Here is a 14,624-nt window from a genome sequence, read left to right as displayed (position 1 = left end):
CCCTTTAATCAAACGTTTGTTTAAATAGAAACAGATGATGGAACCTTATAAATAGATGCTTACATAAAAGGAGTTTTTACTATGAAGAGAGTTTTGCCAAAACCATTTACATTTGAAGGCGGAGACCGCGCTGTCCTGCTGCTTCACGGTTTTACGGGCAATACAGCTGACGTCAGGATGCTTGGACGCTATTTAAATGAAAGAGGATATACTTGCCATGCCCCGCAATACAAAGGTCATGGCGTGCCGCCTGAAGAGCTCGTGCACACTGGTCCTGAAGACTGGTGGAAGGACGTAATGAATGGCTATAATCTGCTGAAAGAGCGGGGCCATGAATCGATTGCAGTTGCCGGGTTATCCCTTGGCGGTGTGTTTTCTGTGAAATTGGGTTACACTGTACCTGTAAAGGGTATTGTTCCGATGTGCGCCCCTATGTATATCAAGAGTGAAGAAGTGATGTACAAGGGTATTTTAGAGTATGCCCGCAACTTTAAGAAATTCGAAGGAAAATCAGAGGCAGAGATTGAAGAGGAAATGAAGCAATTTGAGAAAACGCCGATGAACACACTTAGGGCTCTGCAGGAACTGATTGCAGATGTGAGAAACAATGTGGATATGGTTTATTCGCCTGCATTTGTCGCTCAAGCGAGACACGACCACATGATTAATACGGACAGTGCAAATATTATTTATAACGAAGTAGAATCTGATAACAAGCATTTAAAATGGTACGAAGAATCAGGACATGTCATCACACTGGATAAAGAGCGCGATCAGCTCCATGCAGATGTTTATGAGTTTTTAGAAAGTCTTGATTGGCAATAATCCCAAAAGGAGGGACGCAAATGGATAATAATATGAAGATACATATTGATAAACTGCTTTCTTTTATGAAGGAAGAGGCGTACAAGCCTTTAACCGTCCAGGAGCTTGAAGAAGCGTTTGGAATTGAGGATTCTTCTGAATTCAAGGAGTTTGTAAAAGCTCTTGTCATGATGGAGGAACAAGGTCTTATTGTGCGCACAAGAAGCAACCGCTATGGTTTGCCTGAACGAATGAATTTAATCCGCGGCAGAGTCAGCGGACATGCGAAAGGATTTGCCTTTGTTATTACAGAAGATCCAGCTCAGGGAGATGTGTTTATTCCTCCGAGCGAGCTTAATAACGCTATGCACGGAGATACTGTCCTGGTCAGAGTCAGCACGGAATCCAGCGGAAGCAGGCAGGAAGGCACAGTTATCCGCATCGTTGAGCGCGGGTTGAAAGAGGTTGTCGGAACCTATACAGAAAGCAAAAACTTCGGTTTTGTTATTCCTGATGATAAAAAGATTCCAAATGATATTTTTATCCCTAAAAAAGCTTCAAATGGAGCGATTGAAGGACACAAAGTGGTCGTTCATCTGACAACATACCCAGAAGGAAGAATGAGCGCAGAAGGCGAAGTTACTGCGATCCTTGGACATAAAAACGATCCAGGCGTTGATATCTTGTCTGTCATTCATAAACATGGGCTGCCTCAGGCTTTTCCAGTGGAGGTTTTAGAACAGGCAAATGATGTTCCTGAAACGATCAGTGAAGAGGATATCAAGGACCGAAGGGATCTTCGCAATGAAGTCATTGTCACAATTGACGGTGCGGATGCAAAAGATCTTGATGATGCGGTTACAGTTACAGAGCTTGAAAACGGAAATTACAAATTAGGCGTTCATATCGCAGATGTCAGTCATTATGTAACAGAGAACTCTCCAATTGATAAGGAAGCATTAGAGCGCGCAACGAGCGTTTATTTAGTTGACCGCGTTATTCCAATGATTCCTCACCGTTTATCAAACGGCATTTGTTCTCTTAATCCAAAAGTAGACCGTCTGACGCTTTCTTGTGAGATGGAGATCAACAGTCAAGGGGAAGTCGTAAAGCACGAAATTTTCCAAAGCGTGATTAAAACGACGGAACGCATGACGTATTCTGATGTGAAGGAAATCCTGGTTGATCAAAAACCTGAACTGCTTGAGAAATATGAAGCACTTGTGCCGATGTTTAAGCGAATGGAGAAGCTTGCGCAAATTCTCCGCAATAAACGGATGACCCGCGGTGCAATTGACTTTGATTTTAAAGAAGCAAAAGTGCTGGTTGATAAAGAAGGAAAGCCTCAAGATGTGGTTATACGTGAAAGAACAGTCGCAGAACGCCTGATTGAAGAATTCATGCTGCTCGCCAACGAAACAGTTGCAGAGCATTTCCATTGGATGAACGTGCCATTTATTTACCGTATCCATGAGGAGCCAAATACTGAAAAACTGCAGAGGTTCTTAGAATTTGTGACTAACTTTGGATACTCCGTAAAAGGAACAGCAAATACGATTCACCCTCGTGCCCTGCAGGATATCCTAGATGATGTAGCGGGGCAGCCTGAGGAAATGGTCATCTCAACTGTCATGCTGAGATCAATGAAGCAGGCTAAGTATGATCCGGAAAGTCTGGGGCATTTTGGTCTTTCAACGGAGTTCTATACTCATTTCACTTCACCGATCCGCCGTTATCCTGATTTAATTGTCCATCGCTTAATCCGCACCTACTTAATTGAAGGCAAGATGGATGAAGCAACGAAAACTAAATGGGCAGAAAAAATGGATATGATCGCGGATCAGTCATCAAATATGGAGCGCCGTGCAGTTGATGCAGAGCGTGAAACAGATGACCTTAAGAAAACAGAATACATGCTTGATAAAGTCGGGGAAGAATATGACGGCATTATCAGCTCAGTAACAAATTTCGGAATGTTCGTTGAGCTTCCTAATACAATAGAAGGCCTTGTTCACGTGAGCTATCTGACCGACGATTATTACCGTTATGATGAGCGCAATTACGCGATGATCGGCGAACGGACAGGAACTGTCTACCGAATTGGCGACGAGATTACAGTACGCGTAGTCAATGTAAACAAAGATGAACGCGCTGTTGATTTTGAAATCGTCGGGATGAAAGGCACAAGACGCCGTCAGCCGAATGATGCTCCTAAAGTGATTAAAGGAGACCGCGGCAAACGAAGCGGTGCTAAAGAAGGCAGAGGCAGAAGAAAATCATCAGATGACAGAAAAGCACCTGCAGAGCGAAGCGGCAGTGTTGATGATGGCTGGAGCAATCAAAACCCGAACAAAAAGAAGAAGAAGAAAAAATCGTTTCAAAATGCTCCTGCAAGCAAACGAAAAGTGAAAAAGAAAAAACGTTAAGCTTTAGTATGCTGAATAGAAAACGTGAAGGATGGGAGCCTCTCAGGCTTCCTTTTCCATTCATATTTTGATAAAATAGAGCCTATCGCTATAGAGAGAGAAAGGGGGATGCAGCATGCCAAAAGGAGCCGGAAAAGTCGTTGCTCAAAATAAAAAAGCAAACCATGATTATTCCATTGAAGAAACGTATGAAACAGGCATTGTTTTGCAGGGAACGGAAATCAAAGCGATCCGTGCTGGACGCGTGAATTTAAAGGACGCTTTTGCAAGAGTGCAGCAGGGAGAGGTTTTCCTTCATAACATGCATATCTCGCCGTACGAACAAGGCAACCGTTATAATCATGAGCCCCTGAGGACTAGAAAGCTTTTGCTTCACCGCAAAGAAATCAGCAAGCTGATCGGACTTACAAAAGAAGAGGGCTATGCGCTTGTTCCTTTGAAAGTTTACCTGAAAAACGGCTTTGCCAAGGTTTTGCTTGGACTCGGTAAGGGTAAAAAGAAATATGACAAACGTGAAGACTTAAAGAAAAAAGAAGCGAAACGCGAAGTGGAACGAGCTTTCCGCGATCGTCAGAAGGACTATTGATTGACAATAACTTACAATTGATTTCTTGTCTCTATCTGATATAATAGAACTTGTAAGACAAACCACAATTTCATATCCGCTCTGATCTTTCATGAGCGTTTCCGTTTCCCTTTAAGGGACTTCCCGTAGTGAAGCTGGATTAACTTCCATGCTGAACTTATTATTCTGGGGACGTTACGGATTCGACAGGGATAGTTCGAGCTTTAGTTGCGAGTCGAGGGGATCGTCCTCGTTAAAACGTCACGCCAATAATAACTGGCAAAACTAACAACAACTTCGCTTTAGCTGCTTAATAACAGACTATAGCGGTTCCTCCCTCCATCGCCCATGTGGTAGGGTAAGGGACTCACTCTAAGTGGGCTACGCCTGATGCCTCCGTCTGGGGATAAAGGAAGAGACCAATCAGACTAGCTGCTCCGACGCCCGTTGATAGGCATAAGAGTCAGCGAATCGCGAATATATCAACTACACTCGTAGACGCTTTAGTGGCGATGTTTCTGGACGTGGGTTCGACTCCCACCGTCTCCACCATACATATTTGGTGACTAATTATAATACAATATAGATAACGGACTTGCCGATGAGGCAGGTCCGTTTTTGGTTTAGATAAATGGATAAGAACAGTCTCATCAGAAAAAAAAATGCTGGCTTGCCTATTTTAGAAGCACATAATGATGTTTGTCTGATATATAAGGTTTTTACTTTGGATCCATATGGCGGTTTGAACTATTACTTTCCAAAAAGGGACTTTTACTTGCCGGAATGCCTCTTTAAGTAGCGGGAACCGGATGAATACTTGCCGGAAATAAGAAAATACTTTCTTTTTTCCAGATCTCTCCTAAATTAAGGGTAAGCTTGGCGAAGTAATGCGTATTTTGACTTCCATATTAAAATCTTCTGTACCAAAAAAAATCCCCTTCAAGTAAGTGCAGCACCCTCGCATGACAAGAGGCACTGTTACTTAAATGGGGATCTTATCAATTCTGGCAATTTTCCTAAACTTTTATATAACGCCCCTTCTTATGTAAAACCATCGCAACTATTGTCCAAAACAAGAGCATGATCAAAGCATATGTCATCTGCGGGAAAGGACTGAGTGTGTTTACCCATTCAAGAAGGTACGAGTTTAAGGTGCGCGCGTCCGCTGTGACTGTAACATGTGTCAGCACCGCAGCAATAATAAATTTTCCAAAATAAATTAAAAAGCTGTTTCGTCCGTATGCTTCCAGGAACCAGACAAATGGTTTCAGCCCAGTTTGTTTAGCATCGACTTCCCGTTTATCAAATATGAGATAGAAAACGGAGATCATGATTGAGACAGTACCAGCGGCGAGCATAGCGAATGCAGGTGTCCACAATCTTTTATTGAAGGGAAGAAATTGATCCCATATTAATGAGAATAGAATTAAAACTGCTCCTAAAACTAATAATTCCTTCCAGGCCCCTGTTTCTTTTCTGGTCAGGATGAGTCTGCCAATTGCAAATCCCATTAAAACATTTCCAAGTGCAGCAACACTGGTGACCATTCCTTCAGGATCGAATCCTCTTTGTCCCTGCTGATATATATGATTTTCACCGAAAATGGCTCCATCAACCGGACCGGAGAGATTACACTGCTCCTGCGGGAGTCCCCCTTCACAGGATTGTGCTGTATATAAGAGAATTCCTCCGTACAGGCTCCATAGAAAAAGAGCGGAAAGAATAAGCTGAATTGGAGATTTAATAAATCTGGTAATGAATACAGCTGAGATGCCTAAAAAAGCAAACATCTGCAAAACACCTGTAAATCGCATGATTGATAAATCGAAGCTCCAGGAAACAATTATGGTGAAAAGCAGACCATAGATAACTAACCGGATAGTGCGTTTTATAATTTTCCCCCAGGATACGCCCCTTTGATAAGCAATCGCCATACTTGTACCGAAGATTGTAATAAATGAAGGCAAAATAAGGTCAATAATTGTTACTCCGTACCAAGTTGCATGACGGAGGTTTTCATATCCCCCAGATGGGATGGTGCTTAAAAAAACTGACAGCATAACGATGAATCCTCTCGACATATCAAGAGAATACACTCTTTTTTTATTGATTTTCTTCTTTTGAAGGGGTTCTATTTTTTCTTGAAGCTGTTCCATATAACGTTCCTTTCATCACATCAAAATCGTTTTCCTACAAGCAAAGTATACATGAGAACAGGAATCTTTGGTACAATACATTTAATAAAAAGGAATGCTTATCTATATATGGGGGATTTTATGAAAATTGTATATTTGCTGCTCTTCATGCTTCCGCTGTCAATGATAAGCGGCTGTATGCCTTTGGGTGATGAGCCTGCTGCTGCCGTCTATTATTCACCGCATGCAGATGATGAAGCTCTCAGTATGGGCGGTTCGATGCTTGCGTCTTTAGAAAAGGGAGATCAGGTTGCAGTTGTCTTATTGTCTAAAGGTAAAGCAAGCGGAGCGAGAGATCTTGTGAACAGCAGGCTGGAAAAAGAAGCTAAGCCTGTCCTTTCAGTAGAGGAATTTGGAGATGCCCGTGTAAAAGAGTTCAAAAAATCAGCTGAAGCCCTTGGGGTTGATCCTAAAAACATTTTCATTTATGACCTCCCGGATGGGGACATTAGGCCAGAAGCTGTTTCGAAGATTATGGAAAAAATGAACAAGAAGTTCCCAAATGCATCACATCATGCCATGTCTTATAAAGATCCTCATCCTGATCACGCTGCCTCTGGCATGGCTCTTAAAGATTTAGTAGAAAAAGATGTGATCACTGCCGGGTATTTTTATCTTCCTATTCAGGAACACCAGACAATCGACTTTAAGAATGCTTTCGCTGTTCCGGACGACCTTGCAGAAAACTATAGAGAAAGCCTGGACAGCTATAAGATCTGGGATCCGGAAAATGGACTTTATGCAATCGGATTTACGTCTGTAGATTCCTATTTCCGTTCTGCCGAAGAGATTTTGGAGAGCAAATGGCATCAATAATTCATTCGGTACTCATCTTCGTGATGAGTTTTTTCATTTGCATGAATTCCTCTATTTAAAAGTACAGTTATTATAGGAGGTAAGGTCACAGAAAAAACGCTTGCCGCCAAGCGTTTTTTTCTGTGTTTTTAACATCTAATCAACTGGAATCATAATAGAATCATTATAAGGTTTCATGAAATGAAACCCTTCTATTAACAGAACTTCTGGTGTTGTTTCTGTTTTAAAAATCAACGTTCTTTCTTTCATTAAACGCCCGTTTTCTTGCTTTGTGCTGGTTTGTCTGATTGTAGTTTTTAAAGGGGTTTTTTTATCGTCCGATGCAATGGATACCCCGTCAAGCATGACGTCATCATCTGTAGCAATGGTGATTTCAGCTCCTTGAGATGTTATAGATAATTTTTTAACAATCAATTCTTTCCCTTTTCGTTTGATCACTTCATTTTCAATGGAATCAAGCGGAATTTTTTCATTCAGCTTCTGATAGCCTGCAAATTCATTTAATACAAGTTCTAACGTCGCAAGCTTTTCAGGCAACGCATCGAAGCGGATATCAAAGGTTTTGCCCATAAGAGAGGATTTACTGCCGCCTCCTATTAATGGAACAGGTTTGCCATTTGCTCTTAGTTCAACCCCGCCAAGTGCAAAGTCAACCCTGTCAAAGTTTTCAACATTCAGTTTTCCCTCCATAAGTGTCATGGTCGGAGTAGCTTTTATAGAATCGAATGTGATGGTGCCCATATCTACTTTTAGTGTTTGATTAATCGATTGTTTTACAATTGATTGCATGGCTTTGTTTGGATTATAAGGAAAGGTGAGCTTTTCTTCTTTTACTTGTCCATTTTCCGTTAGATGCGAAAAATGAAGCGTTAGCTCTTTTGAAAAGGGACTGACGGGTTCGAATGACAAAATTCCCTTTAATTCAGTACCAGCTTCATTTAACTGAGAGGTACCGTATTCTGAATGCGAATTTGTAAAAAGGCCAGTGATCCTAGCAGGATTCGTGTCGTAGATACTGTAATCTTCTCTCATTCCATCAGGGTTTGACAGGGTGTAAAACATAACAAGCTGATTGTCATCTGCCATCACCCCATTTAATTCAAATATCGTTCCGTTGCCAAGGGCGGTCTTTTTTTCGATCATATGCCCCAATCCTTTTTCATTGAGCTCATTTAGTGTACCTGAACTCAGTACATCAAATCCCAAAAGCTTCTTGCCGTAGAATGCAAAAGCATTATATTGAAACGTGATGAAGGCAAGCAGGAATATGGCCGCGGCGGCTGTTAAGAAAAGAGAGGCTGAACGTTTTCTTCTTTTAACTGAAGCTGACTGCAGCGAGTTCCACAATCTTGTTTCTAATTCTTCAGGAACTTGAATGGATTCCAATTTACTTTTAGCATCTTCAAATTGTTTTTCGATGTTATCCAATATGTTCACCTCCGTAAAGCTTTCTCAGCTTTTTAAGACCTTGAAAGATTCTTGATTTTACTGTGCCAATAGGGGTATTAGTGATTTCCGCAATCGTTTGATAGTCGAGATCATGCAAATATTTTAAGGTGACTGCTTCTTTTTGCTCATCATTTAAATGGATAAGAAGCTCCTGAATCTCCATTTGCTGCTCACTTTGAATCAAGGCATTTGTTTCTTTCCCTTCTGCAGAAGTCCAGTCTTCTAATAAAATCGCCCTCTTTTGCTCGCGCAGCAGGGATTTACAGCAATTAACCAAGATGGTTTTGCTCCAGCTGTAAAACGCGTCTGGTTTTTTCAGCTGCTCCAGTTTTTCATATACTCGTACAATCATTTCATCCATTGCATCCAGCGCATCATGTGTATTTCCCATATATGTTAGAGCCAGCTTATAATAAGCATCTTTTTCAGACATGATTAATTGAAGCAATGCTTCTTTATTGCCCTTCTTGGCCTTTTTCATTAAACGTCCTGCGTCCATCCTTTCACCTCTCTCCTTTATAAGAGTAACAACTATGGTAAAAAGTTCATTTTTTTCGAAAACTTTGTTGCATTTAGACTAAATGTTTAAAACTATAAGTGGAGCGGGCAACATTTATCATCAAAAACAACAATCGATTTTTTTAAAAACCCTGGGTGTTGACAAAATACCCAAAGGGGTATATTATAAGTCTTGTTCACATCAATTCCTTCATCAAGGAAATTTGGAGGGTATAGATGATTTATTTTATTACAAGTATAATAGTACTTACATTTATTTTTATATATAATCGGTATTTTCCGGTACGGGGAATCCGCTGCAGCAAGATGCCCGAGCAGGATTTGGGGAAAATAGATGTTGTAGACTTAAGAGACTACAATGAGTCATATAAAGATCCGATTCCTGGTGCAATGAACATTCCGATTGCCTATTTAAACAGATACTATATGGAGATCCAGCAAAAGAATATCCATGTGATTGCATCGGATAAAATGCAAAGAAATTTTGGCATCCGCGTTCTGAAGCAAAAAGGATTTCAGGTCACTGGATGTACGATTGCAAATACACAGTGTGCTGAGATGAAATCAGCATAATTGAAAGGAGAGTCAATATGGAGTACAACGATCAAATGAAAAACCGGGTGAAACGGATTGAAGGCCAGTTAAGGGGCATTTTACGTATGATGGAAGAAGAAAAAGACTGTAAAGATGTGATTACACAGCTTTCTGCCACCAGAACAGCCATTGACCGCACAATTGGAGTTGTCGTCAGCTCAAACTTGGTTGAATGCGTCCGTGCTGCAAATGAAGAAGGCGAAAACACAGAAGAACTTGTGAAAGAAGCCGTAAATCTGCTTGTGCGAAGCAGATAAAATAAAAGGGTTGACACCCTCTTTATTTTTAACTAACATTATACCCATAGGGGTAAAGGTAATTTAAAAAGGGAGGAAAAAGAAATGAATATTGATAAAGTTTTAGATGCAAAAGGATTAGCATGTCCGATGCCGATCGTTAAAACAAAAAAAGCGATGAATGATCTTGAAACAGGCCAGATCTTAGAAGTTCTTACAACAGATAAAGGCGCCAAAAATGATTTAACGGCATGGGCTGCTTCTACAGGCAATGAAATGGTTGATATGAAAGAAGAAGATAATGTTTTTGTTTTTTTGAATAGATAAGAAAGCATAAAATTTTGCGCTTCGATGTCTAGCTCCATCGCTCAGGCTCCTCGGCCAGAACGGCTTCGCCAGTAAAGGCAAAAGCGCCTTTTCTGTCGGATCCTTATCTGTCATGCCTGCGCTAAACGGGCGCTTCCGCTTTTCTACTAAAAAAGGATAACCAAGGAGGAAAACAACATGACTGAAACAAAAAAAACAACAATCGTTCTATTCAGCGGTGATTATGATAAAGCAATGGCAGCTTATATTATTGCAAATGGTGCAGCTGCTTACGACCATGAAGTAACAATTTTTCACACATTCTGGGGCTTAAATGCGCTTCGAAAAGATGAACCTATTACAGTTAAAAAAGGCTTCATGGAGAAAATGTTCGGTAAAATGATGCCAAGAGGCGCAGATAAAATGGGGCTTTCAAAAATGAACTTTGCCGGAATGGGGCCTAAGATGATTAAAGACGTCATGAAAAAACACAATGCGATTCCGCTTCCGCAGCTTATTGAAATGGCGCAGGAACAGGACATTAAGCTTGTTGCTTGTACAATGACGATGGATCTGCTCGGACTTCAGGAGAAAGAGCTTTTGGACAATATTGAATATGCAGGTGTTGCTGCTTATTTAGCAGATGCAGAAGACGGCAATGTCAATCTGTTTATCTAAGATGAATCCAGAAAGGCGTGAACATGCTTGGAGATCGCTAATTATATTTTGATTGGTCTGCTGCTTCTTTTCATCATCAAACGTTTCATTCCTGTTAAAGGAATCAAATCAATATCAGCTGAGCAGCTGAAATCCGAATTGAAAAATAGAAACAAACAGCTGATTGATGTGCGTACACCAGGGGAGTTTAAAGGGAATCATCTAAAAGGATTCACAAATATTCCTATCCACCAATTAACACAAAAAGCAAACCAGCTTTCGAAGGATAAAGAGGTTATCGTCATCTGCCAAAGCGGAATGAGAAGCCAAAAAGCAAGCAAAACACTGAAAAAGTTAGGATTTAAAGAGGTAACTAACGTAAAAGGCGGAATGAACGCCTGGAATTAAGGAGGAAATGAACATGAAACAATTGACTGCAAAAGAAGTTGAAGCTGCTTTAGATACTTTAAATGTCATTGATGTGCGTGAAACGGATGAAGTAGCGTCAGGGAAAATTCCTGGAGCAGTAAACATTCCATTGGGCCTTTTGGAATTCCGCATGCATGAGCTTGATAAATCAAAGGAATACACAATGGTCTGCCGTTCTGGAGGAAGAAGCGGACTTGCCGCGCAATTCCTTGAAGGCCAAGGTTTTAAGGTCATTAATATGACAGGCGGTATGCTTGATTGGGATGGAAAAACAGAATAAATTTTTTTACTTTAATATATACCCCAGCAGGTAAATAGGAGGAATACTTCATGAACTCATTAAAAACAGATATCACTTTAGATGCAAAAGGACTTGCATGTCCAATGCCAATTGTAAAAACGAAAAAAGCAATGAAGGATTTAGACGCAGGCCAGGTTCTAGAGGTTCTGGCAACAGATAAAGGATCAAAGGCTGACTTGAAGGCATGGGCAGGAAGTTCAGGCCATCAGTATTTAGGCACGATTGAAGATGGAGACGTTTTAAAGCATTATTTAAGAAAATCATCAGGCGAAGAAACGGCTGAAAGAACGTATCCAAATGTAAGCAGCAATGGAGAACTTGAACAGAAACTTGCAGCAGGGAACATTGTCGTACTGGATGTGAGTGAAGCAGCAGAATATGCATTTAATCACATTCCAAATGCAGTCTCTATTCCACTTGGAGAACTTGAAGACCGTTTGAACGAGTTAAATAAAGAAGATGAAATCTACGTAGTTTGCCGTACAGGAAGCAGAAGTGATTTTGCCGCTCAAAAGCTTGCTGACAATGGTTTCACGAACGTAGTAAACGTAGTGCCGGGCATGAGTGAATGGTCTGGAAAAGCGGAAAAGATTTAAGTGTAAATTTTTTTAACTGGAAATATACCTTAGGGGGTAAAAGGAAATGACTTTACAAGCTATGACTGCAAAAGAAGTAACAAAAAAAGTGTTTAACAAAGAACCATTATTTATTTTGGATGTGCGCAACGAAAGTGATTTTCAGGATTGGAAAATCGAAGGTGAAAATTTCAGCTATCTGAATGTCCCTTATTTTGATTTGCTTGATGGCGTAGAAGAAATTATGGGCAGCATTCCTTCAGATCAAGAAGTATTAGTTGTATGTGCTAAAGAAGGATCATCCATTATGGTAGGGGAGATGATTGCAGAGGAAGGGCTGTCTGTATCTTATCTAAAAGGCGGAATGAAAGCCTGGAGTGAGCATTTAGAGCCTGTAAAAGTTGGAGATTTAAAGGATGGCGGCGAAATTTATCAATTCGTTCGCATCGGTAAAGGCTGTCTTTCATATATGATTATCTCAAATAATGAAGCAGCAATTATTGACTCTACGCGTATGACTGATGTTTACCTTGAGTTTGCAAAGGATAAGGGCGCAGAAATTAAGCATGTATTTGACACGCACCTTCATGCCGATCATATTTCAGGCGGAAGAATCATCGCTGAAAAAACGAATGCAGCATATTGGCTGCCTCCTAAAGATGCAGGAGAAGTTACATTTGAATACAAGCCATTAGAAGGCGGAACAGATGTCACAATCGGCCGAACAACAATTAATATTCATGCATTGTATTCTCCTGGCCACACGATCGGATCGACATCATTTGTGATTGATGAGAAGTTCCTCTTATCTGGAGATATCTTATTCATTGATTCAATTGGAAGACCTGATCTTGCCGGTATGGCAGAAGACTGGGTAGGTGATTTGAGAGAAAGTCTTTATACACGCTATAAAGAGTTATCTGAAGAGTTAATCGTCCTTCCGGCACACTTTATGATCATGGATGAACTGAATGATGACGGCAGTGTTTCTGAAAAATTGGGTGACCTGTTTGCAAAGAACCACGGGTTGAACATTGAAGACGAAAACGAATTCAGAAAGCTTGTTACGGAGAATTTACCGCCTCAGCCGAATGCTTATCAGGAAATCCGTGAAACCAACATGGGAAAAATCAATCCTGATGAGGAAAAACAGCGTGAAATGGAAATTGGTCCAAATCGCTGTGCAGTACGATAATTAAACAAATAGGAGGAATTTAGACATGGAATCAGCAAAAATAGTAGATGCAAAAGGACTTGCATGTCCGATGCCGATCGTGAAAACAAAGAAAGCAATGAACGACCTTGAAAGCGGTCAGGTGCTTGAAATTCATGCAACAGATAAAGGGGCTAAAAATGACCTCGCTGCATGGGCAAAATCGGGAGGACATGAACTTGTAAAACATGAAGAAGAAAGCAATGTATTCAAGTTCTGGATTAAAAAAGCATAAGAAGAAGGGAACCATGAAAGGTTCCCTTCACTTATAAGGAGGTACAACCGTGGATTTTGCATTTATCATAACCATTTTCTTAATCGGATTTATTGGTTCTTACATTTCCGGCATGCTCGGAATTGGCGGTTCCATCATCAAATATCCGATGCTTCTTTATATACCGCCGCTGTTTGGTTTAGCAGCTTTCAGCGCACATGAGGTTTCAGGCATCAGTGCGGTTCAAGTTTTCTTTGCCACTATAGGCGGGGTATGGGCCTACAGAAAAGGCAGATACTTAAATAAAACGCTGATCATTTATATGGGTGCAAGTATTCTGATCGGAAGCTTTATCGGAGGATTCGGTTCGAAGACGATGTCTGAGGAGGGAATCAACCTCTTCTATGGCATCCTCGCACTGATTGCGGCTATTATGATGTTTATACCTAAAAAGGGGATCGATGATATTCCTCTTGATCAGGTGACCTTTAATAAATGGCTTGCAGCTGTCCTTGCTTTAATCGTAGGTGTCGGGTCTGGGATTGTAGGCGCAGCAGGAGCCTTCTTATTGGTGCCGATCATGCTTGTGGTGCTGAAGATTCCTACACGCATGACGATAGCGTCATCTCTCGCCATCACGTTCATTTCATCGATTGGCGCAACAGTCGGGAAAATCACCACGGGACAGGTTGACTACTACCCTGCGCTCATCATGGTTGCGGCAAGTTTAATTGCTTCTCCTCTTGGAGCGATTGCAGGAAAAAAAGTAAACACGAAAGTGCTTCAAATCATCCTCGCGGTCCTGATTTTTGCGACTGCAGTGAAGATTTGGATGGATATTTTATAAACAAAGCAGCGGGGAAAATTCCGCTGCTTTTTAGGTTAAATAATGATCATAAAATAAAAGGCAAACCCCAAGATGAATATTAAGATAATAAACGAGAGAAAAATAACAATCTTCTTCGAGGGCTCAAACGTCTGAGCATCAATCTGTTTCATTTTTTTCAAATAGTCATAAGTCGAAAAAAGGACAATCGCTATTCCCGAGATGATTGAAACGATCCCAGTGCCCATTGTAATAGTGTCTGCAAGAGAGGAGAGCTTAGACAAAAAGGTGAAATGGATGTTCGTCATCAAAAAACCAATACCGATAATGGCAATCGAGGTTCTGATCCAGGCAAGGTAGGTTCTTTCATTCGCAAGATGCTGCTGTATGTAATTTGAACTGACTGTTTTTTTCAATGCACTCACTCCATTAAAGGACTTCTACTTCCATTAAATACTATATAGGGTATTTTTACAAATGTTTTTATCTTTTCTTAGAA

18 protein-coding genes and 1 other RNA gene are annotated in these 14,624 nt (G+C 40.8%); 15 read left to right on the top strand and 4 right to left on the bottom strand.

What is annotated here, in order from left to right; genetic code table 11:
• Nucleotides 1–81 precede the first annotated feature (81 nt).
• The 4 genes from ABEQ24_RS18610 to ssrA all read left to right on the top strand — a co-directional run bounded on the left by ABEQ24_RS18610 (nucleotide 82) and on the right by ssrA (nucleotide 4,347).
• Nucleotides 82–825 carry an alpha/beta hydrolase gene (locus ABEQ24_RS18610; RefSeq protein WP_430008198.1) on the top strand — a complete coding sequence of 248 codons (744 nt, stop codon included), beginning with the start codon at nucleotides 82–84 and terminating at the stop codon, nucleotides 823–825.
• 20 nt (nucleotides 826–845) lie between these two features.
• Nucleotides 846–3,230 carry a ribonuclease R gene (gene rnr / locus ABEQ24_RS18605; RefSeq protein WP_430008197.1) on the top strand — a complete coding sequence of 795 codons (2,385 nt, stop codon included), beginning with the start codon at nucleotides 846–848 and terminating at the stop codon, nucleotides 3,228–3,230.
• 115 nt (nucleotides 3,231–3,345) lie between these two features.
• Entirely contained in the window at nucleotides 3,346–3,816 is a 471-nt protein-coding gene (gene smpB, locus ABEQ24_RS18600; RefSeq protein WP_070874458.1) for an SsrA-binding protein SmpB, read from the top strand.
• Between the two features lie 167 nt (nucleotides 3,817–3,983).
• Nucleotides 3,984–4,347: a transfer-messenger RNA gene (ssrA, locus tag ABEQ24_RS18595) on the top strand.
• Between the two features lie 464 nt (nucleotides 4,348–4,811).
• Here the strand turns inward: ssrA and ABEQ24_RS18590 are convergent.
• Nucleotides 4,812–5,951, bottom strand: a complete 1,140-nt coding sequence (locus ABEQ24_RS18590; RefSeq protein ID WP_430008196.1) for an acyltransferase family protein — start codon at nucleotides 5,949–5,951, stop codon at nucleotides 4,812–4,814.
• Nucleotides 5,952–6,071: 120 nt separating this feature from the next.
• Here ABEQ24_RS18590 and ABEQ24_RS18585 point away from each other — a divergent pair, with 120 nt between their 5' ends.
• A complete protein-coding gene (locus tag ABEQ24_RS18585; RefSeq protein WP_430008195.1) occupies nucleotides 6,072–6,806 on the top strand; it encodes a PIG-L deacetylase family protein in 735 nt (244 codons plus the stop codon).
• A gap of 135 nt (nucleotides 6,807–6,941) precedes the next feature.
• Here ABEQ24_RS18585 and ABEQ24_RS18580 read toward each other — a convergent pair whose 3' ends face one another.
• Together ABEQ24_RS18580 and ABEQ24_RS18575 are read right to left on the bottom strand one after the other, a co-directional pair.
• Nucleotides 6,942–8,243 carry a DUF4179 domain-containing protein gene (locus ABEQ24_RS18580; protein WP_430008194.1) on the bottom strand — a complete coding sequence of 434 codons (1,302 nt, stop codon included), beginning with the start codon at nucleotides 8,241–8,243 and terminating at the stop codon, nucleotides 6,942–6,944.
• Nucleotides 8,227–8,754: a sigma-70 family RNA polymerase sigma factor gene (locus tag ABEQ24_RS18575; protein WP_430008193.1), complete on the bottom strand. Its 528-nt coding sequence runs from the start codon at nucleotides 8,752–8,754 to the stop codon at nucleotides 8,227–8,229. Before ABEQ24_RS18575 ends, ABEQ24_RS18580 begins: the two co-directional genes overlap by 17 nt.
• Before the next feature lie 236 nt (nucleotides 8,755–8,990).
• Here ABEQ24_RS18575 and ABEQ24_RS18570 point away from each other — a divergent pair, with 236 nt between their 5' ends.
• The 10 genes from ABEQ24_RS18570 to ABEQ24_RS18525 all read left to right on the top strand — a co-directional run bounded on the left by ABEQ24_RS18570 (nucleotide 8,991) and on the right by ABEQ24_RS18525 (nucleotide 14,146).
• Nucleotides 8,991–9,347 (top strand): hypothetical protein, encoded by a 357-nt coding sequence (locus tag ABEQ24_RS18570; protein WP_430008192.1) that lies wholly within the window; start codon nucleotides 8,991–8,993, stop codon nucleotides 9,345–9,347.
• A gap of 17 nt (nucleotides 9,348–9,364) precedes the next feature.
• On the top strand, nucleotides 9,365–9,625 hold the full coding sequence (locus tag ABEQ24_RS18565) for a metal-sensitive transcriptional regulator (RefSeq protein WP_070874466.1): 261 nt from the start codon (nucleotides 9,365–9,367) through the stop codon (nucleotides 9,623–9,625).
• A gap of 84 nt (nucleotides 9,626–9,709) precedes the next feature.
• The gene (locus ABEQ24_RS18560) at nucleotides 9,710–9,931 is read left to right on the top strand and encodes a sulfurtransferase TusA family protein (RefSeq protein WP_430008191.1); all 222 of its coding nucleotides are present in this window, start codon (nucleotides 9,710–9,712) and stop codon (nucleotides 9,929–9,931) included.
• Nucleotides 9,932–10,108: 177 nt separating this feature from the next.
• On the top strand, nucleotides 10,109–10,588 hold the full coding sequence (locus ABEQ24_RS18555; protein WP_133312639.1) for a DsrE/DsrF/DrsH-like family protein: 480 nt from the start codon (nucleotides 10,109–10,111) through the stop codon (nucleotides 10,586–10,588).
• Between the two features lie 27 nt (nucleotides 10,589–10,615).
• A complete protein-coding gene (locus tag ABEQ24_RS18550) occupies nucleotides 10,616–10,975 on the top strand; it encodes a rhodanese-like domain-containing protein (RefSeq protein WP_430008190.1) in 360 nt (119 codons plus the stop codon).
• A gap of 13 nt (nucleotides 10,976–10,988) precedes the next feature.
• Nucleotides 10,989–11,276, top strand: coding sequence for a rhodanese-like domain-containing protein (locus tag ABEQ24_RS18545; RefSeq protein WP_430008189.1), 288 nt, complete (start codon nucleotides 10,989–10,991; stop codon nucleotides 11,274–11,276).
• Nucleotides 11,277–11,326: 50 nt separating this feature from the next.
• The gene (locus ABEQ24_RS18540; protein WP_430008188.1) at nucleotides 11,327–11,893 is read left to right on the top strand and encodes a sulfurtransferase TusA family protein; all 567 of its coding nucleotides are present in this window, start codon (nucleotides 11,327–11,329) and stop codon (nucleotides 11,891–11,893) included.
• A 46-nt stretch (nucleotides 11,894–11,939) separates the two neighbouring features.
• Complete coding sequence (locus ABEQ24_RS18535) at nucleotides 11,940–13,067, top strand: MBL fold metallo-hydrolase (protein WP_430008187.1); 1,128 nt, start codon at nucleotides 11,940–11,942, stop codon at nucleotides 13,065–13,067.
• Nucleotides 13,068–13,092: 25 nt separating this feature from the next.
• Nucleotides 13,093–13,320 (top strand): sulfurtransferase TusA family protein, encoded by a 228-nt coding sequence (locus ABEQ24_RS18530; RefSeq protein WP_430008186.1) that lies wholly within the window; start codon nucleotides 13,093–13,095, stop codon nucleotides 13,318–13,320.
• 49 nt (nucleotides 13,321–13,369) lie between these two features.
• Entirely contained in the window at nucleotides 13,370–14,146 is a 777-nt protein-coding gene (locus ABEQ24_RS18525; RefSeq protein WP_430008185.1) for a sulfite exporter TauE/SafE family protein, read from the top strand.
• Nucleotides 14,147–14,181: 35 nt separating this feature from the next.
• Here the strand turns inward: ABEQ24_RS18525 and ABEQ24_RS18520 are convergent, their stop codons facing one another.
• Nucleotides 14,182–14,541, bottom strand: coding sequence for a YidH family protein (locus ABEQ24_RS18520; RefSeq protein WP_430008184.1), 360 nt, complete (start codon nucleotides 14,539–14,541; stop codon nucleotides 14,182–14,184).
• Nucleotides 14,542–14,624: the final 83 nt, after the last annotated feature.

The sequence above is a fragment of the Metabacillus idriensis genome (assembly GCF_050483325.1).
Lineage (GTDB): Bacteria > Bacillota > Bacilli > Bacillales > Bacillaceae > Bacillus_P > Bacillus_P idriensis_A.
Note: the sequence above shows the minus strand (reverse complement) of the source record. Positions and strands in the feature narration are given on the sequence as shown.